The organism is Motiliproteus sp. SC1-56, from assembly GCF_017309075.1.
Lineage (GTDB): Bacteria > Pseudomonadota > Gammaproteobacteria > Pseudomonadales > Balneatricaceae > Motiliproteus.
In genome coordinates this window covers 257,395-281,906 of record NZ_JAEMGS010000001.1, presented here as the reverse complement: position 1 = coordinate 281,906, position 24,512 = coordinate 257,395, and the positions used below count along the sequence as shown (strand labels likewise).

Annotated in this window: 22 protein-coding genes; 11 read left to right on the top strand and 11 right to left on the bottom strand. The window is 63.1% G+C overall.

Annotated features, from left to right (window positions below):
* Positions 1-112: 112 nt before the first annotated feature.
* Both JGZ97_RS01380 and JGZ97_RS01375 read right to left on the bottom strand, forming a co-directional pair.
* Positions 113-2,383, bottom strand: a complete 2,271-nt coding sequence (locus JGZ97_RS01380) for an ATP-binding protein (RefSeq protein WP_207060801.1) — start codon at positions 2,381-2,383, stop codon at positions 113-115.
* A 78-nt stretch (positions 2,384-2,461) separates the two neighbouring features.
* A complete protein-coding gene (locus JGZ97_RS01375) occupies positions 2,462-3,235 on the bottom strand; it encodes a hypothetical protein (protein ID WP_207060800.1) in 774 nt (257 codons plus the stop codon).
* Positions 3,236-3,353: 118 nt separating this feature from the next.
* On the opposite strand from JGZ97_RS01375, the gene JGZ97_RS01370 reads away from it, so the two are divergent.
* Entirely contained in the window at positions 3,354-5,672 is a 2,319-nt protein-coding gene (locus JGZ97_RS01370; RefSeq protein ID WP_207060799.1) for a DUF6351 family protein, read from the top strand.
* A 53-nt stretch (positions 5,673-5,725) separates the two neighbouring features.
* On the opposite strand, the gene JGZ97_RS01365 is transcribed toward JGZ97_RS01370, so the two are convergent.
* The 3 genes from JGZ97_RS01365 to JGZ97_RS01355 form a co-directional block, all read right to left on the bottom strand.
* Positions 5,726-5,998 (bottom strand): oxidative damage protection protein, encoded by a 273-nt coding sequence (locus JGZ97_RS01365; protein WP_207060798.1) that lies wholly within the window; start codon positions 5,996-5,998, stop codon positions 5,726-5,728.
* Between the two features lie 63 nt (positions 5,999-6,061).
* The gene (gene mutY / locus JGZ97_RS01360; protein WP_207060797.1) at positions 6,062-7,105 is read right to left on the bottom strand and encodes an A/G-specific adenine glycosylase; all 1,044 of its coding nucleotides are present in this window, start codon (positions 7,103-7,105) and stop codon (positions 6,062-6,064) included.
* 1 nt (position 7,106) lies between these two features.
* The gene (locus tag JGZ97_RS01355) at positions 7,107-9,248 is read right to left on the bottom strand and encodes an AsmA family protein (RefSeq protein WP_207060796.1); all 2,142 of its coding nucleotides are present in this window, start codon (positions 9,246-9,248) and stop codon (positions 7,107-7,109) included.
* Positions 9,249-9,405: 157 nt separating this feature from the next.
* Between JGZ97_RS01355 and hisB the strand changes: the two genes are divergently transcribed.
* The 5 genes from hisB to JGZ97_RS01330 are packed head-to-tail and all read left to right on the top strand — an operon-like array spanning position 9,406 to position 13,386.
* Positions 9,406-9,999: an imidazoleglycerol-phosphate dehydratase HisB gene (gene hisB, locus JGZ97_RS01350; RefSeq protein WP_207060795.1), complete on the top strand. Its 594-nt coding sequence runs from the start codon at positions 9,406-9,408 to the stop codon at positions 9,997-9,999.
* A 14-nt stretch (positions 10,000-10,013) separates the two neighbouring features.
* Positions 10,014-10,661, top strand: a complete 648-nt coding sequence (gene hisH, locus JGZ97_RS01345) for an imidazole glycerol phosphate synthase subunit HisH (protein WP_207060794.1) — start codon at positions 10,014-10,016, stop codon at positions 10,659-10,661.
* A gap of 18 nt (positions 10,662-10,679) precedes the next feature.
* Positions 10,680-11,441, top strand: a complete 762-nt coding sequence (gene hisA / locus JGZ97_RS01340) for a 1-(5-phosphoribosyl)-5-[(5-phosphoribosylamino)methylideneamino]imidazole-4-carboxamide isomerase (protein WP_207060793.1) — start codon at positions 10,680-10,682, stop codon at positions 11,439-11,441.
* Positions 11,442-11,456: 15 nt separating this feature from the next.
* On the top strand, positions 11,457-12,230 hold the full coding sequence (gene hisF, locus JGZ97_RS01335) for an imidazole glycerol phosphate synthase subunit HisF (protein WP_207060792.1): 774 nt from the start codon (positions 11,457-11,459) through the stop codon (positions 12,228-12,230).
* A 37-nt stretch (positions 12,231-12,267) separates the two neighbouring features.
* A complete protein-coding gene (locus JGZ97_RS01330) occupies positions 12,268-13,386 on the top strand; it encodes a beta-ketoacyl-ACP synthase III (protein ID WP_207060791.1) in 1,119 nt (372 codons plus the stop codon).
* Positions 13,387-13,396: 10 nt separating this feature from the next.
* Here JGZ97_RS01330 and JGZ97_RS01325 read toward each other — a convergent pair whose 3' ends face one another.
* Positions 13,397-13,786 carry a hypothetical protein gene (locus JGZ97_RS01325; protein ID WP_207060790.1) on the bottom strand — a complete coding sequence of 130 codons (390 nt, stop codon included), beginning with the start codon at positions 13,784-13,786 and terminating at the stop codon, positions 13,397-13,399.
* 80 nt (positions 13,787-13,866) lie between these two features.
* Positions 13,867-14,508, bottom strand: coding sequence for an orotate phosphoribosyltransferase (gene pyrE, locus JGZ97_RS01320; protein WP_207060789.1), 642 nt, complete (start codon positions 14,506-14,508; stop codon positions 13,867-13,869).
* 205 nt (positions 14,509-14,713) lie between these two features.
* Between pyrE and JGZ97_RS01315 the strand changes: the two genes are divergently transcribed.
* From JGZ97_RS01315 to JGZ97_RS01295, 5 genes are all read left to right on the top strand, one after another.
* The gene (locus JGZ97_RS01315) at positions 14,714-15,487 is read left to right on the top strand and encodes an exodeoxyribonuclease III (RefSeq protein WP_207060788.1); all 774 of its coding nucleotides are present in this window, start codon (positions 14,714-14,716) and stop codon (positions 15,485-15,487) included.
* A 128-nt stretch (positions 15,488-15,615) separates the two neighbouring features.
* Positions 15,616-16,083 (top strand): inorganic diphosphatase, encoded by a 468-nt coding sequence (locus tag JGZ97_RS01310; RefSeq protein ID WP_207060787.1) that lies wholly within the window; start codon positions 15,616-15,618, stop codon positions 16,081-16,083.
* A 156-nt stretch (positions 16,084-16,239) separates the two neighbouring features.
* The gene (locus tag JGZ97_RS01305) at positions 16,240-17,247 is read left to right on the top strand and encodes an NADP-dependent oxidoreductase (RefSeq protein ID WP_207060786.1); all 1,008 of its coding nucleotides are present in this window, start codon (positions 16,240-16,242) and stop codon (positions 17,245-17,247) included.
* Between the two features lie 265 nt (positions 17,248-17,512).
* Positions 17,513-18,223, top strand: a complete 711-nt coding sequence (locus JGZ97_RS01300) for an MlaD family protein (RefSeq protein WP_207060785.1) — start codon at positions 17,513-17,515, stop codon at positions 18,221-18,223.
* A gap of 19 nt (positions 18,224-18,242) precedes the next feature.
* A complete protein-coding gene (locus tag JGZ97_RS01295) occupies positions 18,243-18,734 on the top strand; it encodes an NlpC/P60 family protein (RefSeq protein WP_207060784.1) in 492 nt (163 codons plus the stop codon).
* 255 nt (positions 18,735-18,989) lie between these two features.
* On the opposite strand, the gene JGZ97_RS01290 is transcribed toward JGZ97_RS01295, so the two are convergent.
* Genes JGZ97_RS01290 through JGZ97_RS01275 form a run of 4 tightly spaced genes read right to left on the bottom strand, consistent with a single transcriptional unit; the run spans position 18,990 to position 24,482 of the window.
* A complete protein-coding gene (locus JGZ97_RS01290) occupies positions 18,990-22,124 on the bottom strand; it encodes an NAD-glutamate dehydrogenase domain-containing protein (protein WP_207060783.1) in 3,135 nt (1,044 codons plus the stop codon).
* Between the two features lie 24 nt (positions 22,125-22,148).
* Entirely contained in the window at positions 22,149-23,069 is a 921-nt protein-coding gene (locus tag JGZ97_RS01285; RefSeq protein ID WP_207060782.1) for a biotin-dependent carboxyltransferase family protein, read from the bottom strand.
* On the bottom strand, positions 23,059-23,751 hold the full coding sequence (gene pxpB / locus JGZ97_RS01280; protein ID WP_207060781.1) for a 5-oxoprolinase subunit PxpB: 693 nt from the start codon (positions 23,749-23,751) through the stop codon (positions 23,059-23,061). Before pxpB ends, JGZ97_RS01285 begins: the two co-directional genes overlap by 11 nt.
* Positions 23,748-24,482, bottom strand: coding sequence for a 5-oxoprolinase subunit PxpA (locus tag JGZ97_RS01275; RefSeq protein ID WP_207060780.1), 735 nt, complete (start codon positions 24,480-24,482; stop codon positions 23,748-23,750). Before JGZ97_RS01275 ends, pxpB begins: the two co-directional genes overlap by 4 nt.
* Between the last annotated feature and the right edge of the window lie 30 nt (positions 24,483-24,512).

Genomic DNA, 24,512 nt, shown 5'->3' with positions numbered 1-24,512 from the left:
ACGGCAACGGAAAGCGTTATTGGAGAGAATGGAGCGGAAGGGGTAGTGACAAAAGAGAATAAATCTTATTTGTCACCTAATTATTTGATCGTGAAGCACTTTATGACTTTAATCAGGCCGTCTCAGAGTTCGGCTGGGTCTGCGCCCGCGCCTGCCGCAAGGTCAGAGTAAAGACGGCGCCGCCTTCGGGGTGGTTGTCGACCTGCAGCCGCCCGCCCAGGCTTTCGATAATGCGATAGGAGATCGAGAGGCCCAGGCCCAGCCCCTGACCCGCCCGCTTGGTGGTGTAGAACGGCTCAAACACTTTTTTAAGCTGTTCCCGGGGAATGCCCGGGCCATTGTCGTGGAAGCGCAGCTGTACCTCCCGCTCATCCTCCTCACAATCAACCCGGATCCACTTCGGCTCCCTCTCCTCCATGGCTTGCATGGCGTTGGCCAGAAGATTCACCACCACCTGCTCCAGGCGCACCATGTCGCCCATGACCAGGATATCCTCCAATTTTTCAGGCCAGAGCACCGCCACCTGCTCCTTGTGCAGACGGCCGTAGAGGATGGACAGCGCACCGTCGCGCACCGTCTGCAGCGAGACCGGCTCCACCTGCCCGCTGGTCTTGCGGGAGAACACCTTGAGCGAAGCGATGATCTTGGACATGCGTTCGGTCAGCGCGGAGATTTCCGTCAGGTTGTCGGCCACCGGCTCCATCTCGCCCAGGCGCATGAACGCCCGGGCGTTGTCGGCGTAGGCGCGAATCGCAGTGAGCGGCTGGTTGAGCTCGTGGTTGATCCCCGCCGAGAGCTGGCCCAGCACCGCGAGCTTGGCGGTCTGAATCAGTTCGTCCTGGGTGTGGCGGTGCTCTTGGATCTCCTGGCGCAAGCGGGCGTTGGCGTGGGAAAGATCCTGGGTACGCTTTTCCACCCGGGACTCCAGCTCGTCACGGGCCTGGCGCAGGTGCTCCTCGTACTCCTTACGTTCAGTGATGTCATGGATCGTGACGATAAACTTGCCTTCACCCTGGTGGTGGATGCGGCCGATGGTCAACTCCATGGGGAAGCGCTGGCCGTCCCGTCGACACCCCTGGGCCTCGATCATCGGCGCCGGCGACACCGCGGCCTCCCCCGCCGGGTCGGAAATGACGCGCCAGCAGACCGGCCGGTCTGCAGGGGCAATCAGCATGCTGAAGTAGCGACCGATGATGTCGCTGTGGCTGTACTGGAACAGCTCGGTGGCGGTGGGATTGAAGGACTCGATGCGCCCCTGGTTGTCGAGGGTGATCAGCCCTGCCTGGGTATTGTCGATAATCGCCCGCACCCGGGCCTCGTTGGCCTCCAGCGCCCGCGTCGCCTGCAGTTTGAAACGCTGGCGCTCGCGCAGGGTGCGCCGTCGCAGCAGCCAGAACAGCAGCAGCAGGACGAGGATGATAAACACGAAGGCGGTCAGCGCCATGGTGTTCCAGACCCGCGCCGCCACCGGCGTCAGCTTGGCCAGGGCGACGATATTCAGCTCCGCCTCGGGCATCGGCTGGCTCAGCAGCATATACTGCCCGCCCGATACCCCTTCCAGGCCGCTGCCGACACTTTCGCCGCTGGATTCGAGCAGGGTGATGAGCTCGGCCTTCTCGGCGTAACGCTCGCGATTGAGAATGGGCAGGGAGCTTAACTTCTGATCCCCGTAGCGCAGGCTTTCGATGATCCGCTGCAGGTCCTGCGGGGCGAGCGGGGTCAGGGTCTTGAACTTCCACTCGTTGCGCGTACTGATAAAGACCACGTCATCGATATCGGTAACCAGCAGGTCCACCAGAGGGTCATTCCACTGCTCCTCAATGTCGTTGAGATCGATCTTGACCACAATGGCCCCGACGACTTCACCCGCCGCAAAGATCGGATGGGAGAAATAGTAACCCCGCTTGCGGGAGGTGGTACCCAGGGCGAAGTAGCGCCCCCCTTCACCCGCCATCGCCTGGCGGAAATAGGGGCGAAAATTAAAGTTCTTGCCGACGAAGGAGTCCGCCTGCTGCCAGTTGCTGGCGGAGACGGTGGTGCCGGTACGCGACATCAGATAGATATCGGAGGCGCCGGTAATGCGACTGACCTCTTCAAGGTAACGGTTGAGCTGGTGCGCCGCCAGCAGGTTATCGGGCGCCTGCAGTACCTGCACCAGTTCCCGGTGCGTGGCCAGCAGCTCCGGCAGGCTCTGGTATTTTTCCAGCTCGCTGCGCAGGCTCAGCCGGTAGCGGCTCAGGTCGGCCTCGATCTGCTGATACAGGGCTTGGAGTTCGTTCTGGCGGGTCAAGGTGGCGCTTTGCCAGACAGTAAAGGCAAACAGCAGCGTCAGAAGCAGGATAAGGGAGAGGCCTAAACGCTTGTCAGAGATCAAAGACGGCATCGGGAAGGCTCGGAGAACAGCATGGCTCCGATTCTATTACCTTCCTGAAAATAATTCATCGCCTTTGGGGAGCGCGCCTCACAGCTCCTTAGCCTTGTTGGCCAACACCGGGCTCGCGCCGCGGGGCGGATCCACTGCCTCGGTATCGTCGGCGTCGCGCTCCGCGGTCACTTCCTCAGACTTGGGAAGCAGCGCAATCAGATTGCGAGCGGTCTCCTCCACCACGGTGGTAAAGGTGATATCACGCTCGTTGAAGGTGTCCATCGCCAGATTGAGCTCCTCCACCCCCTCCCAGGCGATGGTGCCGTTTTCAGCATCCCAGACCTGAAAGAAAAGCCGGATATTGGCGTTCTTGGTGTGGAACAGTTTGAAGCCCAACATACTGTAGCGCCCCCGGGTCTGCTGGCTGAAGCTTGCCAGCTTGAGCTGCACCAGGTACCGGGCGTCAGTCACATCACCGACTTTGCGCAGGGTCTCCATCTCGAAAATACCGGTGTGCCGGTAATCGTCGAACATTCGCCGGTAATCGCCAGCCAGCCCCGCCCGGTTGATCGCCCCCAGGGTCTCGGGAAGCGAGAGGTATTTGATGTCGGGGCGCTCTTCATGCAGGGTCGAAGAGAACACCAACGCCAGGGTCTGGCGATCCTCCTCGTTACCGATCGCCATGGAGGGGCTGATAAACGCGATCCCATGCTCCTCAAGATCCTGGGGCGCGAGGGAGAGCGACTCGTGTTCCGAAGACGAGTACTTCTGGTTCAGGCTGCAGCCTCCCACCGTCAAGGCCACCCCGGCGATCAGCCAGGCTCGAAGGGTCCATTGAAGCAAGCGCACGGGCTGACGTAGATGGCTCATGTCGTTATTCCTCATGGGATCCCTCCCCATTTCTGCGCGTGAAGCCGAAGCCAATAGGGTCAGTCTAGACACTGTGGCAAGAACGGCCAAAACAAAAATGCCGGACTATTCTTGCCCTATGAATCGATTTCGCTTTCGCGCCGCCCACATCCTCTGGGCGTTGGCCGGACTAACCGCTTCGCTGCTTCTGGTCGCGGTGATTATTTTCTGGCCGGATCCCAAGGAGCCCCCTCGGCTACTGGCGACGCCTGCCCACAGCGGCCCCCTGCCCAACCTTCCAAGCTACCGGGGCGTCCACCCCGCCGTCAGCGCGCGCCCCGAAGAGAGCTTCCCGTTTCCCATCCCGCTGGGAACGGTCGGGCCGGCGACGCCGTTGTTCGCCGGCCCCCTGCGCTACCCCTTCCTCTGCCAGACCCAGGACTCTGACCTGGGGCAGCCACTGGTCGACAACCAGCAGGGGATCGGCGTCGCCGTTTACGAAACGCTGCCGGAGGGCGCACCGCCAGAGGCCAAACCGAAGATTGTCGGTTACAGCAAGGACTGCGGACTGCCAACCCAGGTGCTCTATTACTACCAGCGCCGCGGGGAGCCCCGCTTCTATCCCCTTGATGAGGCCGCCGGCGACATCGCCCGCGTTGAACTTAATGGACGTGCCGTAGAGATGATCGTGCGGGTCGAAGTCGGCACCATCAACCGCCACATTTATATGCTCGCCTCCCTGGCCGGTCCCGATGACAAACCCGAGGTACCGGACCTTAGCCACTGGAACCAGCGCCTGATCTACCAGTTCCGAGGCGGGGTCGGGGTGGGTCACAAGCAGGGCCGCATCGATATCGGCCAGCGGCTCGAGCGGCGTATAGACCAGTTGATGCAGGGCTATGCGCTGGCCTATTCCAGCGCCAACCAGACCTCCAATCACTACAACCTGCTGCTGGCCGAGGACACGGCAAGGCGGGTCAAGCAGCAGTTTGTCAGCCGCTACGGGGCGCCCCTGTATACCGTGGGTATCGGCGGCTCCGGCGGCGCCATCCAGCAGTACATTCTGGCCCAGAACGCGCCGGGGCTGCTCGATGGCGCCATCCCCCTGTACGGCTACCCGGACATGATCACCCAGACCATCTACGCCTTTGACTGCGAACTGCTGGAGCACTATTTCGATGTCACCGCCGCCGACAACCCCAAGTGGCGCCAGTGGGAAAGCCGCCAATGGGTCGAAGGATTGCGGGCCGGCCCCGCCCCGGCCTCCATGCGCCAGGTCGCCTTCGATCTGGCCCGGGTGCTGCAGGGGGCCCCGCCGCAGCTGTTCTCCGGCAGCAGCGAATGTGTGCACGGCTGGCGCGGCCTGACCCCGCTGACCCACAACCCACACTACCTTTCGTTTGCCGATGAGCTGGCGCCGGAGGTTTACCACAGCCACCACTGGAGTCACTGGGAAGACCTGCGCCACGTCTACGGCACCGATGCCAATGGGTATGCCCGCAGCAGCTGGGACAACGTGGGCGTGCAGTACGGCCTTGACGCACTGAAAGACGGAAAGATTACGCCCGAGGAGTTTCTGCACCTCAACCGCCATGTGGGCGGCTGGAAGCCGGCATCGGCCATGCAGCAGGAGCGCTTCTGGCGCTGGGGAGGTGAACCTTCTCTCTGGCGCTTCTCACCCTGGAGCCACCACAACATGACCCGTGCCGGGGCGGCGGGAGCGACGGCCCCGCGCTCCGAGGGCGACCCGCAGGCGATCGAAGCCGCTTACCGCTCAGGGCTGGTATTTCTGGGCGAGCTGCCCATTCCCGCCATCGCCCTGCGCCACTACCTGGAGCCCGAGCTGGATATGCATCACACCAGCGCCTCCTTCTCCACCCGCCGGCGTATTGAGCAGGCCGGAGGCGAGACCGGCAACCACCTGATCTGGGTGGCCCACAAGGATCACAACCCGGTGCCCGATGCGTTTGCCCTCATCGACCGCTGGCTGGTCCGGCTCAAGGCCATGGAAACGCCGGTCGTGGCCGAGGCACGCCCGGAAGAAGCTCTGGATCGCTGCTACGACGCCCAGGGGATCGTGATCGCCCAGGGGCAACAAGTCTGGGACGGGGCCTGGAACGGCCGCCCGACCGGCCCCTGCATGGCGCGCTACCCCATCTACAGCGATTCACGCCAGGTCGCCGGCGCCGACCTCTCAGGACTGACTTTCAAGTGCGCCCTGCAACCGGTCGAGAAGGCTCTTGAAAAAGGGCTTTACGGGCCAGTGGAGATGACCCCGCACCTGCCCGCCCTCAAGGCCATCTTTCCCCAGGGCGTCTGCGACTATCAACGCCCCTCGCCCTGGCTTCCTAGCGAGCTTTTGCGACCGCTCAAAACCGCTCATATCTTCAGCCTCAACCCGGGCGCGGAAACCCGCGTCGCCACTGCCGCCGAAGGCCAGGAGCGGAGCGACTCCTGAGCCCCCGGACCGGCCAAATCGCTGGCTGGGAAATACTCTTCTAGGACAAAGCGTTACTTGCTCGGCGGCACGTAGCCTTCCGCCTGGTCGAACGCTTCTCCTGAGAGGAATTTAGACATCTGTTCGCTCAGGTAGCTGCGCGCCTCGGGATCCATCATGTTCAGGTGCTTTTCGTTGATCAGCCGGGTCTGGTGCTCAAGCCACTCCTGCCAGGCCTGCTTGGAGACGTTCTCGTAAATCTCCTGGCCCTTGGCGCCGGGGTACGGCGGACGCTCCAAGCCTTCCATTTCACGCCCGTACTTCTTGCAGATAACCCTGTGTGTCATATCACTATGCCTCTGTCGATGATTCGTTGGCGCCCGCTTTATACCACGGCCGCCAACATAACCCTAGTTCTGCGCTAGGGTTTTCAGCAGCCGTACCACGGGGGCGGCCAGACCGATCTGGCCGGGCCGCTCGGGCGCGACCCAACGGCTCGGGGCCGCCTCCTCCAGTTGTTGCGCCGCACCCTGCAAGCGCATCTGCACCGGGTTTATCTCCAGCTGAAAATGGCTGAAGGTATGCACCCAGCCGGCCAGGGGTTCGGACTGCCCCCAGCCCTGAACATCGGCCTCGGCCTGCAGCTGTTCCGGCGTCTCGTACTGGGGAAAGCCCCAAAGCCCGCCCCAGAGTCCGCTGGGCGGGCGCTGCTGCAACAGCACTTCTTCGTTCGCGTTGACCAGTACCAGCATCCAGCACCGTCGTCGTGGCAACGCTTTTTTAGGCCGCGGCTGTGGGTATAGACTCACTTCGCCCCGGGCCCTTGCCAGGCATGAGGTCTGGAGCGGACAGCGCGGACAGTCAGGACGGGCGCGACTGCAGAGGGTAGCCCCCAGATCCATCATCGCCTGGGTGTAATCCGCGACCCGCTCCTCGGGGGTATAGCGCTCGGCGAGCGCCCAGAGCTGCTTCTGTACCTCGCTGCGCCCCGGCCAGCCCTCGACCGCGTGGTAACGGCACAGCACCCGTTTGACGTTGCCGTCCAGGATCGGGGCCCGCACGCCCCGGGAGATGGCGAGAATCGCCCCGGCGGTGGAGCGGCCGATACCGGGCAGTGCGCTCAGCTCCGCGACCGTCTCGGGAAACGCCCCGTCATGGATCTCCACCACCTGCTGCGCCGCCTTGTGCAGATTGCGGGCCCGTGCGTAGTAGCCGAGCCCCGTCCAGAGGTGAAGCACCGCGTCCACCGGCGCCCGCGCAAGACGCTGCACATCGGGGAAGGCCGCCATAAAGCGCTGGTAGTAGGGGATCACAGTGCTCACCTGGGTCTGTTGCAACATGATCTCCGAGACCCAGACCCGGTAGGGGGTTATCTGCTGCTGCCAGGGCAGGTCGTGACGCCCCTCCTTATCGAACCAGTCCAGTACCGCCTGGGAAAATGCTTCGGGCGCCATATCAGTTGAAGAGGCCTCGCAGGGCATCCTGCAACTTACCGTCCTCTTTAAGTTTCTCCTGCAGTTTTTCCCGCAGCTTGCCTTTTGCCTCCTCCTTGGCTTCCTCCACCTTGGCCTTGGCCTTTTCTCCATAGAGGGCAGCGATCGCCTCCTTCATGCGTGCGGTATCGGGCCCGCAGAGCTCTGCCGGCGGCTGCCCGAAACCGCCCTTGCAGCGCAGCGGCAGCGCCAGGTTATGCAACTGCTCGTCGATCTGGCAGTTGGGCCCCTTGAGCTCCTGCAATATGGACAGGTCCAGTCCATAGTCCAGCGCCTCCTGAGGCAGATCGACGGTGCCGGCGCCATCCAGGCTCACCCCCACCAGGGAGGCCCGCAGGTCCTGGTTGCTGGCCACCCCTTTATCAAGAGTCACGCTGCCACGGACGTTGCTGAACTCGGTGTAGTCCGCCACCGAAGCAGAACCGGGCGTTTTTCCCTGCAGCCGCAGAATGCCGCGGCACAGCGTATCGGTGAGGTTGACCCCCTCGAGCCGACCGTCGCTGAGGTCGAAGTTCATGTTGCCGTCCAGGCTGTTGACGATGTCATACACGGAATTGCCCCGGGCCCGGTACTGGCCCTGCATATCAAAGCGGCCACTGAACACCGCCTTTTCTGTCAGGTCCTGCAGCAGCTCCCCCAGGGCAATATCACTGACGTTCTTCTGAATGCTGTACGTCACCGGCTCTGTGCGGGCATCGATCAGGGCGCTGTTGTTGAACGCCCCCTGGTAAAGCCGGCCGGACACCTCCGAAACCTCCACCCGGCCGGCGTGAGCGCTCATCTTCAGGGCCAGTTCCTGCAGGTGCAGCCCGGCCACCTGCAGCGCTTCGAGGCCCAGGTCGGCATCCAGCTTCAGACCGCGCAGCGTTTCCAGCGGCAGCAAGGGCGCTTTCGAGTACCCCTCCGCGCTGCCGTCCGCCGGGGCCGCCTCGGTTTTCCCCCCAGCCCCGCCTTCGGGTGCCGGCGGCAGGTATCGATCCAGGTTCAGCTGGCCGCCCTGCAGACGCAGCGACTGGGCGCCGCTGGTCAGATCCATCCTCAACTCGCCCTTGAAGCGGGTGTCGTCCAGGTCGAGTTCAAGCGCGTTAAGCCCTAAGGTGCCGGCCGGACCGTCGACCTTGGCGGCGAAGGCGAGCGCGCGCAATGCCTCATCGTCCTGGGTCTGCGGCGGAGTCACGCCCAGGCTGTGCAGCAGCTTTTTCAGGTCGAACGCCGGCGCCTTGAACTCTCCGCTCAGCCGCGGGGTCCCCGAAAGCCCCGCCACCTGCAGGCTGGCCTGCAGGCTCATATTGGCCAGGCTCAGGCGGCTCTCCCGCACAAACGCCGTCTCTTGCGCCAGATCGGCACCCAGGGCACCGTCGAACTGGACCGGCACCGCCTGATCCCCGAAGGCCTCGCCTTGCAAGGTCAGCTTCAGGGCGGCCTGCTCGGCACGATACTGCTGTTGCTTCAAATCCAGGTACAGCTGGCCGTCGAATTCGCTCTCAACCCGAAGCACCGGCGCCTCGCCTGCTTGGTAAAGGCTGAGGGTAAACGCCATGCGTGCCGGGAAGCTGCGGGCACTGACCAGGTTATCGGCGCGAAAATTGAAATCCTCCAGCAGCAGCCGCTGCCCGGCCTGTGGATCCTGGTAGCGGATACGGGCATCGAGGATTTCCACGCGTCCCACGTCCAGCAGCAGCCCCGGGGCCCCGGCCACGGCGCCCTCGGGCGCGGGTTCCGAGTCCGGCTTCGAGGCCGCCGGCTTTTCGGTGCCCGGCGGGCGGATAATGTCCAGCGCCAGTCCGTGCACCACCAGACCGCTCATCTTCAGCTCCCCGGACAGCAGCGGCAGCAGGGCCACCCCGACTTCGGCGCGCTCCAAGGCAGCCAGCGGCTGGCCGGATGCATCCGCCACCTCCAGCGCCGGCAGCGCCAAAGCCAGGCCCGGAAACAGGGACCAGCCGATATCGCCTTGAATATCCAGCGCAAGGCCCGCCTTCTCCTGGGCCAGCCGTTCGATCTGGGGCTTATAGTCGTTGGGATCGAAGGTGGCCAGGAAAATGCCCGCCGCCAACAGCAGTAAAATCAGAAGTCCCGCGAAGAGTTTCGCGAAGAGTTTCATATACGCCTCCCGGGGATTGTCGCGTGAATGCTCCTATCTTAGCAGCGGTTACCCCCGCCCAGACAATCTAAACGCCCGAGATTCAAGGCCTTTGAGCATTCATTGACAACGCCATAGACTGTATAATGGCCAGCCTGACCAACCGGGAGAGACCAACATGGCCGACCGCCAAGCCCGCGTGTCCCGCGATACCCTGGAGACCCAAATCAGCGTTGCCGTGAACCTGGACGGCAGCGGCACGTTTGAAGCCGACACCGGCGTCCCCTTTCTAGAGCACATGCTCGACCAGATCGCCCGCCACGGGCTGATCGACATGAAGATTGAAGCCAAGGGGGATCTGCACATTGATGCTCACCACACCGTGGAAGACCTGGGCATCACCCTGGGCCAGGCTTTTGACAAGGCCGTAGGGGACAAGAAGGGGATCCGTCGCTACGGCCATGCCTACGTGCCCCTGGACGAGGCCCTGTCACGGGTGGTGATCGACTTCTCCGGTCGTCCTGGCCTGCACATGGATATCCCCTTTACCCGCACCCTGATCGGCAGTCTGGACGTGGAGCTGTTCGGCGAGTTCTTTCAAGGCTTCGCCAACCACGCCAAGGTCACCCTGCACATCGACAACCTCAAGGGTAAGAACGCCCACCACCAGGCCGAGACCGTATTCAAGGCCTTTGGCCGGGCGCTGCGCATGGCCCTGGAAATGGACGAGCGCATGGCCGGGCAGATGCCTTCCACCAAGGGCTGCCTGTGAGGAGTGATGAACCGATGAGCAGCGTCGCAGTCATTGATTACGGCATGGGCAACCTGCACTCGGTAGCCAAGGCTCTGGAGCACGTGATGCCCGGGGTCGAGGTGCGGGTCACCAGCGACCACGCGCAGATCCGCAGCGCCGACCGGGTGATCCTGCCCGGCGTCGGCGCCATCCGCGACTGCATGGGCGAGATCCGCCGGCTGGGGCTCGATGCCGTCGTCGAAGAGGTGATCCAGGCCGGCACACCCTTCCTCGCCATCTGTATCGGTATTCAGTCCCTGATGCGCCACAGCGAGGAGAACGGCGGCGTCGACTGCCTTGATCACTTCCCCGGTAATGCCTACTTCTTCGGCGACGATCACCGCGATCTCGACGGCACCCGACTGAAGGTGCCCCACATGGGCTGGAACCAGGTCAAGCAGCGGCGCCCCCACCCGCTCTGGAACGGCATCGAGGACGGCGCGCGGTTCTATTTCGTACACAGTTTCTATGTCAAGGCAGAAGACCGCGAGCAGGTGGCCGCCACCTGTGAGTATGGACTCACTTTCGACGTCGCCCTCACCGAAGGTAATGTCTTCGCAGTACAGTTCCACCCCGAGAAAAGCCAGAAACCGGGCCTGACCCTGCTGAAGAACTTTCTTCAGTGGGACGGCCGTGCCTGAGAATCCAAGGATTAAAGCATGCTGATCATCCCCGCGATCGACCTCAAGGACGGCAAGTGCGTGCGTCTGCGCCAGGGGCGTATGGACGACTCCACCGTCTTCTCCGACAACCCCGTGGACATGGCCGCCAAGTGGGTGGAGGCGGGCTGCCGCCGCCTGCACCTGGTGGACCTCAACGGCGCCTTTGCCGGTAAGCCGGTCAACGGCGAGATCGTCCAGGCGATCGCCCGCGCCTACCCCGAGCTGCCGATCCAGATCGGCGGCGGCATCCGCTCGGCGGAGATCATCGAAGCCTACCTCGAGGCCGGGGTCAGCCAGGTGATCATCGGCACCAAGGCGGTCAAGGAACCCGACTTTGTCACCGAAATGTGCCAGCGCTTCCCGGGTCACATTATCGTTGGCCTCGACGCCCAAGACGGCTATGTCGCCATCGACGGCTGGGCCGAGGTCACCGACGTCAAGGCGGTGGAGCTGGCCAAGCGGTTCCGTAACGACGGCGTCGAGTCCATCGTCTACACCGACATCGCCCGTGACGGCATGATGCAGGGGGTCAACGTCGAGGCCACGGTAAACCTGGCCGAAGAAGCCGGCATTCCGGTGATCGCCTCCGGCGGGGTCACCAACCTGGATGACATCCACGCCCTGGCCAAGGTCGCCGACCGGGGCATTCTGGGCGCCATCACCGGGCGCGCCATTTACGAGGGGACCCTGGATGTCGCTGAGGCCCAGGCGCTATGCGATAGCCTGGTGGGCAACTCACGCGTACCCACTCAAAACTGATCCCAGGAGAGATTCATGGCGCTGGCAAAACGCATTATCCCCTGCCTGGACGTGGAGAACGGCCGAGTGGTCAAGGGAGTCCAGTTCGTCGATATCCGTGACGCCGGAGATCCGGTGGAGGTGGCCAAGCGCTACGACGAGCAGGGCGCCGACGAGATCACCTTCCTCGACATCACCGCCAGTCACGAGGACCGTGACACCATGGTCCACACCGTGGAGGAGATGGCCAGCCAGGTGTTTATTCCCCTCACCGTGGGCGGCGGCATCCGCACCTGCGAGGATATCCGCAAAATGCTCAACGCCGGCGCCGACAAGGTGAGCATCAACACCGCCGCGGTCTTCAACCCGGAGTTCGTGCGCGAGGCCGCCGAGCGCTTCGGTTCCCAGTGCATCGTGGTGGCGATCGACGCCAAAAAGGTGAGCGGCCCGAAAGAGCCTGACCGCTGGGAGATTTTCACCCACGGCGGACGCAAGCCCACGGGGCTGGATGCGGTGGAGTGGGCGAAAAAAATGGTGGCCCTGGGCGCCGGCGAAATCCTCCTGACCAGCATGGACCAGGACGGGGTCAAGAACGGTTACGACCTGGGCGTCACCCGTGCCATCAGCGAAGCGGTACCGGTGCCGGTGATCGCCTCGGGCGGAGCCGGCAACCTGGACCACCTAGTCGACGGCGTGACGCTCGGCAAGGCCGACGCGGTGCTCGCCGCCAGCATCTTCCACTTCGGCGAGTACAGCATCCCAGAGGCCAAGGCCTACATGCAGAGCAAGGGGGTCGAGGTACGCCTCTGACCCCACTTTCCTCCAGTTTTATTTTTACGGAGCAATCATGAACGTCGTGATCAGTGGTAGCGGGTTATTTACCCCCGAACAGAGCATCAGCAACGACGAGCTGGTGGCCGCCTTTAACACCTATGTCGAGCGCCACAACCAAGCCCATCAGGCGGAGATCGACGCGGGCACCCGTGAGCCGCTGCAGCCCTCCAGCAGCGAGTTTATCGTCAAGGCCTCCGGCATCCACAGCCGCTACGTGATCGACAAAAAGGGGGTTCTCGACCCCGAGATCATGGCGCCGCGCCTGCCTGAGCGCCCGGACGACGAGCTGTCGATCCTGGCAGAGATCGGCGCCAAGGCGGCGCGCCAAGCCCTGGAGCAGGCCGGTCGCCGGGCAGACGAAGTAGACCTGGTCATCGTCGCCTGCTCCAACCTGCAACGGGCCTACCCGGCAATCGCCATCGAAATTCAGCAGGAGCTGGGCTGCCAGGGCTTTGGCTACGACATGAATGTGGCCTGCTCCTCCGCCACCTTCGGTATCGGCACCGCCGCCGACGCCATCCGCTCCGGCAGCGCCACCCGTGCGCTGGTGATCAACCCGGAGATCTGCTCAGGGCACCTGGAATTTCGCGACCGCGACTGTCATTTCATCTTTGGCGATGTCGCCACCGCGGTGCTGCTCGAGCGCGAGGACGCGTGCCAGACGGACGGCGCTTTCCGCCTGCTCGGAACCCACTTCAAGACCCGTTTCTCCAACAATATCCGCAACAACTTCGGCTTCCTCAACCGCACGGCCCCGGAAGCCCGGGACAATCGCGACAAGCTGTTCCGCCAGGAGGGTCGCAAGGTATTCAAAGAGTTGCTGCCGATGGTCACCTCCACCATCGACGAGCATTTGGAGAAGGCCGGATTCGCCGCCAGCGACGTCAAGCGCTTCTGGCTGCACCAGGCCAACCTGACCATGAACCTGTTTGCGGCGAAGAAACTGCTCGGGCGGGAGCCAAGCGCGGAAGAGGTGCCGATCGTGCTCGACCGCTATGCCAATACCAGCTCCGCCGGCTCGATCATCGCCTTCCACCTGCACAGCGCGGATTTACAAAGCGGCGAGCGCGGACTGCTCAGTTCGTTCGGCGCCGGTTACTCCGTCGGCAGCATATTGCTGGAGAAAGTCTGAGGGGCGCGGCTCAATCCCTGGCCTCGCGGCGCTGACTTCGCCAATAGGCCATCCGCGCCTGGTCAAAAATCGACTGGCCCAGGTCCGCGGGGAGCCGTAGCCGGTTCTCCGCCGCACGGCTCACCTCCGGCAGCTGGGCCAGGGTCTCGAAGCGGATATTGCGCAGGCCGTAGCGGGCAATTTCTGCCGTGGCCGGCGGGCGTTGGGATTTGACCGGGTAGCAATTACCGTCGCGGCAGATACTGTCCCGCGAGCGCGGCGCCTCGCCGCCAATCTTAACCCCCTGCCACTGTTCGCCCCGCACCAGGATATAGTCGGCCGCGCTGGCAGCAACCGGCGCGCCAAGCCCCAGCAGCACGCTGAACAGCGCCGCTGCGCAACCTCGGGTGAGCCGCTTCATGGGTGCCTCCTGCTCGAATTAGCTCATCTAGCACTCTGATTCAGAGCAGGTGCGGGGGCGACAAGTTCCCGCCCGAAGGCTCAGACGCCGTAGGCGTCGCGGTAGGCCTTGATGGCGCTAAGCTCGGCGTCCAGGCCGCCCCGCTCCTCGAGATACGCCACCAGGTCGTCGAGGCAGACGATGCTGACCACCGGCATGCCGTAGTCGCGCTCCACCTCCTGAATGGCGGAGAGCTCACCGTTGCCCCGCTCCTGGCGGTTGAGCGCGATGACCGCGGCGGCGGGGGTGGCGCCGGCGTCCTGGATCAGGGTCATCACCTCGCGAATGGCGGTGCCGGCGGTGATGACATCGTCGATGATCAGCACCCGGCCCTCAAGAGGCGCCCCCACCAGGTTGCCGCCCTCGCCATGGGTCTTGGCCTCCTTGCGGTTAAAGACGTAGGGCACGTCCTTGTGGTGGTCGTTAGCCAAGGCCACGGAGGTGGCTGCCGCCAGGGGAATCCCCTTGTAGGCAGGCCCCAGCATGACATCGTAGTCGATCCCGGACTGCTCGATGGCGGCCGCATAATAGCGGCCCAGCCGCGCCAGCGCCTCGCCACTGTTGAACAGGCCGGCGTTGAAGAAGTAGGGGCTGACCCGGCCGGACTTGAGGGTGAATTCACCAAAGCGCAGCACGCCGCGCTCGATGGCGAAGTCGAGAAATTCACGTTGATAGTCCTGCATGCGGGCCTCCCTTGGGGGTCTGGATAAAAAGGGGGCTATCATACCCCGATAAGAGAGGCTGCTCCATGCGCAGGCACCGGCCCGGACCCGTGACAACCCGGGACCAAGTTTGATTTCAGTTTTACCGGGTAAGGCATTACAATTCCGCCTTACCCGATTTCCGCTACTCTGATCACCAGACATTAGTATTAAGGCCCTACCCCGAATGCGCGTAATTACGTTGAATGTAGAGGGCATCCAGCAGGCTGCCGAACGCGGTTTTTTCGATTGGATGGTCAAGCAGAACGCCGATGTCGTCTGCCTGCAGAACATTCAGGCACGGGAATATCAGCTCGACGACGCCCTCTACCATCCCGAGGGTTACCAGGCCTATTTCTTCGAAGCTTTCGAAGACAACTTCAGCGGTGTCGCCCTCTACTGCAAGCAGCCCCCCAAAGCCATCATGACGGGGCTGGGCTTTGAGGCCTGCGACTTCAACGGTCGCTTTATCCAGGCCGACTACGAGCATGTCAGCATCGCCTCCATGATCATCCCCTCCGGGCTCAAGGATGACGCGGCCCAGTCCGCCAAGTTCCACTACATGGAGGAGTTTCTCAACCACCTGCGCAAGACCCTGCGCAAGCGGCGCCAGTTTATCTTCTGCGGCACCTGGAACATCGCCCACAAGACCCAGGACCTGAGCAACTGGTACGTGAACCAGAAAAACTCCGGCTTTCTGCCCGAAGAGCGCCAGTGGCTGGACATGGTGTTCGACGAGATGGGCTACATCGACGCCTTTCGCGAAGTGAACCACGCCGATCATCAGTTTACCTGGTGGCCCCCCTACAACCGGGCCTGGGCCCTGAACGAGGGCGCCCGTCTGGACTACCAGGTCACCACCGCCGGCCTGCGCAAGACCATCCGCAAGGCGCAGATTTTCAAGGGCGAGCGCTTCTCCAACCACGCTCCGGTCATCATCGACTACGACCTGCCCAAGTAAGCAGCTGGCCTGAACCTTTCTGCAGACACGCAGCTATACAGAGCCCCGCCCTCGCGGGGCTTTGTTGTTTTGAATGATGTTGTTTGCGGTGGTCTACAGTGGAGGCAGGCCCTGACAGGAGCGAACCTTTGGCAGACCCCTGGGTGGAGGTGGTGATCGAAATTCCCCGCGGCAGCTTTCTCAAGCGCGGCAGCACCGGCGAGGTGGACTTCGTTTCACCCTTTCCCTGCCCGTTCAACTACGGCTCGGTACCCGGCTATCTTGGCGGCGAGGGCGACCTGCTGGATGCCGTGGTGCTGGGCCCGCGCCTCGCCGCCGGCACCCGGGTGCGGGTGCCGGCGCGGGGCGCCGTCGGGCTCTCCGAGCGCTTCATGTACGACGACAAGCTGATCTGCAGCGCCGCCCCCCTGCGTCCTGTTCAGCGGCGGGCGGTACTGGCCTTCTTTCACTTTTACGCCTTCTGCAAGGGGCTGCTCAACCTCTACCGGCGCCGCCGCGGCGTCAGCCGCTGTGAAGGCTGGGGGGATGCCGCCGCCGCCATTGCCCGGGCGCGCCCCCTCAAAGCTCCCTGGGAGGGGCCCTCGGTACCCTTTTAAACAGAACCCTTTTAAGTGCAGCCTCATCATCACCGGTAGCCCGTGTTCGGCTAGGCTTAGCGTTGAATATGCGCGCGCCCATTGCATTGGATGCCGCTGCGGCACAGGAATAGAGCCACCTCTGACACTCGACAACACTTCACCCGAGGCCCCGCCATGCTTATCGAAAACAACCTCGAAATCCACCTCAAGCGCCGCCCGGTCGGTCTGCCGGCCAAGGAGGACTTCAGCCTCGTCTCCAACCCCATCGAAAGCCTGAAAGACGACGAGGTGCTGGTTAAAAATCTGTGGATGTCGGTCGACCCCTACATGCGCGGTCGCATGGTCGATCGCGAAAGCTACGTCCCCCCCTTTGCCCTTGATGCCGTCCTCGAAGGAGGCGCCATTGGCGAAGTGGTTGAATCCAACAACCCGGCCTTTGGGGTTGGCAGCAAAGTCGCCAGCATGAACGGCTGGCGTCAGTACTTCACCACCACCGGCAAAGACCTGCAGTTGCTGCCGGAAACCGGGATTGCCGAGCAGGCCTACCTGGGCGTGCTGGGAATGCCGGGCATGACGGCCTATACCGGACTGATGAAAATCGCCGGGCTTCAGCCTGGCGACAACGTGTTTGTCTCCGCGGCCTCGGGGGCGGTCGGGGCCATTGTCTGCCAGATCGCCAAGCTGAACGGCTGCCATGTGGCGGGCAGCGTCGGCTCCGACGACAAGGCCCGTTACCTCGAGGAGGAGCTAGGGGTCGATGCGGTGGTCAACTACAAGACCTGCGGCGATCTGCAGCAGGCAATTGCGAAAGCCTGCCCCGACGGCATCGACGTCTACTTTGAAAACGTGGGTGGCGCCCACCTGGAAGCGGTCCTCAACCTGATGAACGAAAACGGTCGTATCGCCGTGTGCGGCATGATCGATCAGTACAACGCGACAGCGCCCGCACCGGGCCCCGCCAACCTGTCGCAGATCATCATCAAGAAGCTGAAGTTGCAGGGCTTTATTGTCACCGACCACTGGGACGGCTACCCGGCGTTTGTGCAGCAGATGGGGCAGTGGATTCAACAGCAGAAGGTGACCTGGAAAGAGACCGTCTTTAACGGCATCGAGCAGGCGCCCGAAGCCTTTATCGGCCTGTTCGAAGGCAAGAACACCGGCAAGATGCTGGTCAAGCTATAGCTGCGCGCACGCTTTCGTTTAAAAGCGCTTTGGTATGGGTGCAGGTACGCAGTGGTATTGAGCATGACCGGGAATTCATTGCCGCTTTTGAGGCCAGCGCTGACATGCCACCCTGCCAGAAGCTGTAACGCCTCAGGACATCAACGCTCTTTTTTGTCGGTGTATTCAACCGCCGTTTGGCGGTCAAGGTCCGGCCTGCTATGGTGCAGGCCCGAATCAGGTTGTTTTGAACATCAGCTGACTGCCAACATCGCGGAGCCTCCCCATGAACATCAGCTTGAAAATACTCTTTGCTGCCACCGTGCTGTTCCTGGCGGGGTGCTCAGAGCAAAATTTGAGTTTCACGATCAGCTACAAGGATGTGAGCGGGCTGAAGAAAAGTGCCCCATTGATGTATCAGGGCCAGACCATCGGCACCGTGGATGAGGTTATCTACACCGCTCAGGGAGATTTTCAGGTAAGGGTATCCGTTGCCGAACCTTATCGCGCCCTTGCGACTGAATCAGCCCTGTTTGTGATTTCTGACGTCCCCAATCAAACAGACACCCGCATGATCCGGCTCATCGCAAGCGAAAAGCCAGGCCCATTGATACAGGAAGACCAGCTCGTTCAGGGCAGTACGGCCCTGGCAGGCGTCGCCAAAGAACTGGAAAACACCTTTGGCTCAGCGCTGGAATCCCTTTCTTCAACCATGGCAGATTCCTGGGCGTCTTTGTCCCAGCCATCGGCGGAACCGCAGGCCGAAAAACAGACGGAACAACAGGCACAACAACTGCAGTTAGAGCTGGACAAAATGCTGGAAGAGGCCAAACGTTTGAGTGATGCCGCCAAAGCACGACTGAAAGCAGATGTGATTCCGGCCATGAAACAGCAAATTGAAGCGCTAAGAAAACAATTGGAGCAAACGGCCCCTGACGACTCGGTGGATCAGGCTGAAGACAAGCTGGACGAACTGGAGCGCAGGCTGGAGACGTAAGCTAACGGAGTGGATCAACATGAATTCGTTAATTCGCTTTATTCCACTCCTCATTTTCCTTTTACCTTTCGTTGTCGGTTGTTCAACGACTTATACAGTTCAAAAACCGCATCCACCGCCCGCCGCGGTAAGTAGCACTGACCCGGCAGCCAAACCGCTTATCGCTCACTTTCGCGAATGGGAAGGGACGCCCTATAAAATGGGCGGGCAGAGCAAAAATGGAATCGACTGTTCAGGTTATATCCAATTAGCCTATCTCGAGGTCTTTAACAGGAAGGTTCCCCGCACAACAGAAGAGCTATCGGTCAGCGGACACCAAGTAGCGGACCATAAACGACGCTTTGGCGATTTGCTGGTCTTTAACACAGGCCTTACTCAGAAGCACGTTGGCATCTACATTGGCAACCGTCAGTTCATTCATGCATCAAGCTCCAAAGGCGTAACCGTATCCAGCTTAGATAATCCTTACTGGTCGCGAAAATACCGTCAGAGCCGGCGGGTTGCTGACTAGCTTTCCACCGGCCGCAGAGCACGCCCTAGCGCCAGCTTATGACCCCAGGCAGCCTGTTAGTAGTTCCTGATGTGACCTCAAAGCGGTCATCTCCCACGCCACTGACATCAAGCTCTACGCAATAGCCATGTCAAAATCCGTCAGATTGCGCAGTAACCGCTTCCACTAAAATAGCCGCCCGGTGGGCGGTTTTTTTATGTTTCCTGAACCGCTACCCGGGTTGAGGCCCTTGGAAAAAGTACGGGCAGGCTGCCGTCAGCCGCGGCTATCCGGCACCTCGCCCAGTTGCTGCAGGCTGTTGCACAGGGCGATCAGCATAGCGAGGTGGCGGCTCGGCTGCAGCCTGACCTCGTTGATCCGCTCGCGCAGGGCCTTGGCCGCCCCCGCGACCGCCCCGTCGCCCTCCCCGGCCCCGAGCCGGTACTCAAGATGACGTTTGACGGCGCTGTCGATATCCCGGATCAGCGCCTGTTTGGCCTTGCGGTGCCACTTGTCGAAGGCGGGCAGGCGCTCCACCTCCTGGCGCAGCCAGAACAGGTCCAGCTCTTTGTTGACGGCGAAAAAGCGCTTGGCCACCGTTTCAAGAGGCGCGCCTATCCGCTCGGCTACCTGGGCGATGTCGAAGGCATAGTAAAGCCACTCGAGCTGCTCCACCTGCGCCTGCAGGGTGGTGGCCACCTCGCCGAGACAGTCCCGGGTGCACTGCACCGCCCGACGGTAGTGTTCGACCAGAGTCGGGGTATCCCGGGTCCAGTCGGCCTGCTCCAGTACCCAGTGGGTGGCCCGCTCCAGGGGATGATGGATTTGCAGCTGCAGTTCCATCTGGGTGGCGTTGTCGAGGTTGAAGCCCTCGCCCTCGATCGCCTTGACCAGATCGCCGACACCCAGGGCCTCCCGGGCCACGGCGTAAGACTGGATCCAGCGGGCGCAGCTGACGTCCTGCTCCTCCAGCAAGCGGATCGCGAAGGTGGAGCCCATGCGGTTCATCACCTGGTTGGTGAGCTGGGCGGCGAGTATTTCCCGGCACAGCGGGTGAGCCAGAATGGCCTCTGGAAAGCGCTCGCGGATGGCGGCCGGGAAGTAGTCGTAGAGGGCCTGGACGATAAAGGGGTCGTCAATCAGGTCGGTGGCGGCCAGTTTCTCGAACAGCCGGCTCTTGGCATAGGCCAGCAGCACGGCGATCTCGGGGCGCGACAGTCCCTCGCCGTTGCCGATACGCTCTTCAATCTCGACATCGTCCGGCAGCGCCTCCAGCCGCCGGTCGAGGCGCCCCTCACGCTCCAGGAGCTGGATCAGGTGGGCGTGCTTGGCGATAAAGGCGGGCGCGGTGTAGTTGGACTGGCTCAGCATCTTGCTCTGCTGGTAGTTGTTGTCGAGCACCAACCGGGCCACCTCGTCGGTCATCTCTTCCAGCAACCGGTCCCGCCCCTCGCCGTCGAGGGCGCCGTCAATCACGAGGGCATCGAGCAGGATCTTGATGTTGACCTCGTGGTCCGAGCAGTCGACCCCGGCGGAGTTATCCACCGCGTCGGTGGTAATGCGCCCGCCGCTCCGTGCAAACTCGATTCGCGCCGCCTGAGTAAGCCCCAGGTTGCCCCCCTCGACCACGACCCGAACCCGCAGCTCCGGGGCGCTGATGCGCAGCGGGTCGTTGCTGCGATCACCCACCTGCGCATCGCTCTCGTGGCTGGCGCGAACGTAGGTGCCGATGCCGCCGTTCCAGAGCAGGTCCACCTTGGCGCTGAGAATGGCGCGAATCAGGGCATCCGGGGAGAGCTGCTCAACCCCCTCTTCGATGGCCAGGGCCCGGCGAACCTGGGGGGAGACCGGTATGCGTTTGCTGGTGCGGGCATGGACCCCGCCCCCCGGGGAGATCAGCGTGGGGTCGTAATCGCTCCAGCGGGCGCCGCCGGGGGTTGCAAATAGCCGTTGCCGCTCGGCAAAGGAGCTTGCCGGATCAGGCGTCGGGTCGAGAAAGATGTGCTCGTGGTTGAACGCAGCCACCAGCTTGATCTGGCGCGACAGCAACATGCCGTTGCCGAACACATCGCCGCCCATGTCACCGATGCCCACCACCTGGAAAGGGGTGGTCTGGGTATCCACGCCCAGCTCCCGGAACAGGCGCTTGGTGGACTCCCACGCCCCGCGGGCGGTAATCCCCATCTTCTTGTGGTCGTACCCCTTGGAGCCGCCGGAGGCAAAGGCGTCCCCCAGCCAGAAGCCCGCCTGCTGGGCGATGCCGTTGGCGGTATCGGAGAAGGTGGCGGTGCCCTTGTCGGCGGCGACGACCAGGTAAGGGTCGTCGTCGTCGTAACGTACCACCTGTGACGGCGGCACCACGACGCCGCCGAACCGATTGTCGGTGACCTCCAGCAGGGCGTTGATGTAGGAGCAGTAGGCCTGACGCACCTGCTCGGCGCGCTGACGGGGATCGCCCTCGCCGTTGAGACGCTTGCAGATAAAGCCGCCTTTGGCGCCGGTGGGAACGATCACCGCGTTCTTCACCATCTGCGCTTTCACCAGCCCCAGCACCTCGGTGCGGTAGTCCTCCTGGCGCTCGGACCAGCGCAGCCCTCCGCGGGCCACCTTGCCGCCGCGCAGGTGCACTCCTTCCACGGCGGTGCCGTAGACAAAGATCTCAAAGGCCGGCGCCGGCTGGGGCAAGTTGTGGATCAGCCCGGGCGTGAGTTTGAAAACCAGACAGCGGCCGGCCTCCTTCCACAGGCTATCGACAAAGAAATTGGTGCGAACAATGGCGTCGATCACCTCGATATAGGCGGTCAGAATACGCTCTTCATCGAGGGAGGCGACCGACTCGGCCAGGGCCACGGCCTGCTCCCGGCACCGGACGCCCTCTGCCGCATCCAGGGCCTGGTCCGGGTCGAACCTGGCCCTGAAATAATCGACCAGGGCCGTTGCCGCCTCGGGGTGCTGGCACAGGGTCGCCGCCATGTGGTCACGGCTGAACGGCAGGTTGATCAGCGACAGGTAGCGGGCAAGCCCCCGCAGCAGCACGCACTTGCGCAGGCCAAAATCGCCCAGGGTCACCAGGCGGTTGAAGCCATCGTTGTCGGCCCGGCCGTCGGCGACCGCCAGCAGGGTATCGACGAAACGCGCCTGCATGGGCACCGACGAGAGCAGCTCGGCCACGGCGGGGCGCAGGGAGAGGTCGATCTGCCAGCCGTCTGCTTGGGAACGGCTGGCCGAGGTGACCACCTCCACCCCCAGGTTCTCCACCTTGGGCAACAGCCGGGAAAGCGGCATCAACGGGCCAACACCGATCACCCGCAGCTCGATGCGCTCGCCATCGGCGGAAGCGGCGTCAAAAGCCCCGTCGGTCAGGGACGAGTGATGCGGTTCGACCGCGCAAGACTCGGATTTGGTGCTCATGAAGCGATGGCTCCTGAGGGCGCTCTAAAGGCCCAGGCTACGGTTGAAGAGCAGGCGTTCGGCTTCGGCCTCCCCCACGTCCATGGGATAAAAGCTGACCCGGCATCCGGGACCGCGCTGTGCCAAAGCGCCCGCACCCAGGGTGCTCAGGCACCCCAGCTTGGGGTAGCCGCCGATGGTCTGGCGGTCGCGCATCAGCACGATCGGGTTGCCATCCTTGGGTACCTGGATGGCCCCGTAGGCGATTCCTTCGGAGACGATGCCGTCGAGGTCACAGTGCACCGGGGAACCCGCGAGGCGATACCCCATGCGATCGATGTTCTGGGTCACCTCGTAAGTCTCGCTGAAAAAGGTCATCAGGGCGGTACGGGGAAAATGGGCCTGCTGATAGCCTAGCATCACCCCCAGGCGCAGGGGCTTTTGATAGTCGGGAACCGCCCAGCCCGGCACGCGGGCATCCAGGGGCGTTTCGAGGGCGCGATAAGGCAGGCGGTCCCCCTGACGCAATTTGGCCCCCTGCCCGTCCAACCCGCCCAGCTGTTCGCGGCTGACCGTGGCACAGCTGCCCAGCACCGGTTTGACCTCAAAGCCGCCGTGCACCGCCAGGTAGGCCCGCAGGCCGCTGCGCGGGCTTTGAAAGCGCAGCCGGTCGCCGGGGCGAACCGCATGAGTGCACCAGGGGGCGAGGGCCTCACCGTTGAGCTCGGCGCCGAGATCCGCACCGGTCAGGGCAATCGTGGTCGAGGCCTCGGCTCTCAGCTCCAGCATGCCGAAGGTGATTTCCAGTTGCGCGGCGCCGGCGGCGTTGCCCAGCAACTGGTTGGCCCAGTGGAAAGCGTGGCTGTCCATGGGCCCGCCGGTGGTGATGCCCTGGTGCTGATAGCCGTGACGGCCGCGGTCCTGGATCAGGGTCAGCATGCCCGGATTGATCACTTCAAAGCTCATCGAACCGGCCTCCCAGCTCCCGGTATTCCTCACGACTGATAGGTCTAAAGCGCACCCGGTCACCCACCTGTACCCGGGCCAGCGAGGCGCTGGACCAGTCGACCATGGCCAGCGGCGTGCGGCCGATGACCTGCCAGCCGCCGGGAGTGCTGCTGGGGTAGATGGCGGTCTGGGTGTCGGCGATGCCGAGACTGCCGCTGGGCACCTTCAGGCGCGGCGTGGATTTGCGGGACATGGCGATGCGTCGGTCGGTATTGCCGAGGTAAGCAAAGCCCGGGCTGAAGCCGATGGCGTATACCCGATAGTCGGTCTCGCTGTGGATGCGGACCACCTCTTCCGGGCTGAGTCCGGCGTGTTCGCAGATATCCGCCAGGTCCAGGGCCACTTCAGGACCGTAATAGACCGGCAGCTCCACGGTGCGCGGCTCAAAGCCCGCCCCGCCCGCCGCCTCGCCTCTCTCCAACGCCCGCCGCAACCGTGTCCGAATGCCGAAACGGTCGATGCGGGTCAGGTCATAGCAGACCAGGATCGAGGTGTAGGACGGCACCAGGTCCACCAGCAGCTCGCCCAGCTCTTCGCGAATGGCGGCCACCGCCCGGGTCACCCGCGCGGAGACCGCCTCGTCGATGGTCTCGCCGAGGTAGACGATGCAGCTCTCTTCGTTGAGGGCCTCGATCCTCATTGGGCATTGACCACGCTGCGAATGTGGCGCGCCGCCTCCACGGCGTGGTGGCTGTCGCCGTGAATGCAGATGGTGTCCGCCTCGATCGGAATGGACTGGCCGGTAATCGAGGTGACCCGGCCTTCGCGGATAATCTGCAGCACCTGCTGTTCGATGGCCTCGGTGGTCTCGTGCACCGACCCCGGTACCGAGCGTTTTACCAGCCGGCCCTCATCGTCGTAGGCGCGGTCGGAAAACGCCTCAAACCAGACCTGGACGCCCATCTCCCGGGCCAGCTTGCGGATGCGCGACGCATCCGGCGTCGCCATCACCACCAGCGGGCAATGAGGGGCGTAGGCCTGTACCGCCGCCATCACCGCGGTCAGGGTGCAGTCATCCACCATCATCTTGTTGTAAAGGGCGCCGTGGGGCTTCACGTACTCGATACCGGTCCCCTGGGTGCGGCAGATACCGTCCAGGGCCGCCAGTTGGTAAATCAGGATCGGCTTGAGCTCCTCGGGGTGGCACTCAAGCTCGCGACGCCCAAATCCGAGCAGGTCCGGGTAGCCGGGGTGGGCGCCGATGGTGACATTCTCTGCCCGGGCCATCTTCACCGTGCGTTCCATGGTCAGGGGGTCGGAGGCGTGAAAGCCACAGGCAATGCTGGCCATGTCGATGAAGGGCATGACCTGCTCGTCCATCCCCTTGGTCCAGGTACCGAAGCTTTCGCCCATATCGCAGTTGAGTTTCATCATCTTTCTCCGGGCAAAGGCCGCCCCCGC

Coding starts and splice junctions, on each gene's coding strand:
- JGZ97_RS01380 (WP_207060801.1), bottom strand. CDS start 2,383: ATGCCGTCTTTGATCTCTGACAAGCGTTTAGGCCTCTCCCTTATCCTG.
- JGZ97_RS01375 (WP_207060800.1), bottom strand. CDS start 3,235: ATGAGCCATCTACGTCAGCCCGTGCGCTTGCTTCAATGGACCCTTCGA.
- JGZ97_RS01370 (WP_207060799.1), top strand. CDS start 3,354: ATGAATCGATTTCGCTTTCGCGCCGCCCACATCCTCTGGGCGTTGGCC.
- JGZ97_RS01365 (WP_207060798.1), bottom strand. CDS start 5,998: ATGACACACAGGGTTATCTGCAAGAAGTACGGGCGTGAAATGGAAGGC.
- mutY (WP_207060797.1), bottom strand. CDS start 7,105: ATGGCGCCCGAAGCATTTTCCCAGGCGGTACTGGACTGGTTCGATAAG.
- JGZ97_RS01355 (WP_207060796.1), bottom strand. CDS start 9,248: ATGAAACTCTTCGCGAAACTCTTCGCGGGACTTCTGATTTTACTGCTG.
- hisB (WP_207060795.1), top strand. CDS start 9,406: ATGGCCGACCGCCAAGCCCGCGTGTCCCGCGATACCCTGGAGACCCAA.
- hisH (WP_207060794.1), top strand. CDS start 10,014: ATGAGCAGCGTCGCAGTCATTGATTACGGCATGGGCAACCTGCACTCG.
- hisA (WP_207060793.1), top strand. CDS start 10,680: ATGCTGATCATCCCCGCGATCGACCTCAAGGACGGCAAGTGCGTGCGT.
- hisF (WP_207060792.1), top strand. CDS start 11,457: ATGGCGCTGGCAAAACGCATTATCCCCTGCCTGGACGTGGAGAACGGC.
- JGZ97_RS01330 (WP_207060791.1), top strand. CDS start 12,268: ATGAACGTCGTGATCAGTGGTAGCGGGTTATTTACCCCCGAACAGAGC.
- JGZ97_RS01325 (WP_207060790.1), bottom strand. CDS start 13,786: ATGAAGCGGCTCACCCGAGGTTGCGCAGCGGCGCTGTTCAGCGTGCTG.
- pyrE (WP_207060789.1), bottom strand. CDS start 14,508: ATGCAGGACTATCAACGTGAATTTCTCGACTTCGCCATCGAGCGCGGC.
- JGZ97_RS01315 (WP_207060788.1), top strand. CDS start 14,714: ATGCGCGTAATTACGTTGAATGTAGAGGGCATCCAGCAGGCTGCCGAA.
- JGZ97_RS01305 (WP_207060786.1), top strand. CDS start 16,240: ATGCTTATCGAAAACAACCTCGAAATCCACCTCAAGCGCCGCCCGGTC.
- JGZ97_RS01300 (WP_207060785.1), top strand. CDS start 17,513: ATGAACATCAGCTTGAAAATACTCTTTGCTGCCACCGTGCTGTTCCTG.
- JGZ97_RS01295 (WP_207060784.1), top strand. CDS start 18,243: ATGAATTCGTTAATTCGCTTTATTCCACTCCTCATTTTCCTTTTACCT.
- JGZ97_RS01290 (WP_207060783.1), bottom strand. CDS start 22,124: ATGAGCACCAAATCCGAGTCTTGCGCGGTCGAACCGCATCACTCGTCC.
- JGZ97_RS01285 (WP_207060782.1), bottom strand. CDS start 23,069: ATGAGCTTTGAAGTGATCAATCCGGGCATGCTGACCCTGATCCAGGAC.
- pxpB (WP_207060781.1), bottom strand. CDS start 23,751: ATGAGGATCGAGGCCCTCAACGAAGAGAGCTGCATCGTCTACCTCGGC.
- JGZ97_RS01275 (WP_207060780.1), bottom strand. CDS start 24,482: ATGAAACTCAACTGCGATATGGGCGAAAGCTTCGGTACCTGGACCAAG.